The 656-nt window shown below is 40.2% G+C and carries 1 pseudogene; it reads left to right on the top strand.

Going from position 1 to position 656, the window contains the following annotated elements:
* Window positions 1–455: pseudogene (locus tag A3766_RS01365) on the top strand (glyceraldehyde-3-phosphate dehydrogenase); the annotation flags it as partial.
* Window positions 456–656: the final 201 nt, after the last annotated feature.

Below are 656 nucleotides of genomic sequence, written 5' to 3'. Positions count from 1 at the left end.
ACAAAGGTAGTCGTCGTGGTCGTAGCGCTCCGTTGAATATGGTTATTACTGAAACAGGTGCCGCAAAAGCTGTTTCAAAGGCACTTCCAAAGATGGAAGGTCGTTTGACGGGTAATGCGATTCGTGTTCCAACTCCGAATGTCTCAATGGCTATTCTAAATCTGAATATCGAAAAAGCTACATCTGTTGAAGATGTGAATGCTTATTTGCGTAATATTTCCCTGCATTCTGATTTGGCTAAGCAGATTGATTATCTGACTTCAGATGAAGTTGTTTCAACTGACTTTGTTGGTTCACGTCGTGCTGGTATTGTAGATTCGAATGCAACTATCGTAAGCGGTAAGCGTTTGGTTCTTTATGTTTGGTACGATAACGAGTTTGGTTATAGTGCGCAGGTTGTGCGTATTGCCAACCAAATGGCTGGCATAGAATATCCCGTCTTCCCTAAGAGCTAGAGTCTAATATTTCCTTCAGGCGCTAACTGTTCAGTTGGCGCCTTTATTTTCTTTCTTGTATAAGCTGACTTTTACTACTTTACTTATCTTGTCTACCTAGTTGGTAGTATCTAGTGCTCCTATATTTGTACGCTAAAACGCTAGGGTTGATTTTTTAAGCAGGTTGGCACTTTAAATGGGTAGAATATAAGTAAATTTTGG

This window comes from Oleiphilus sp. HI0132 (assembly GCF_001635845.1).
This window is presented reverse-complemented; position numbering and strand designations above follow the sequence as displayed.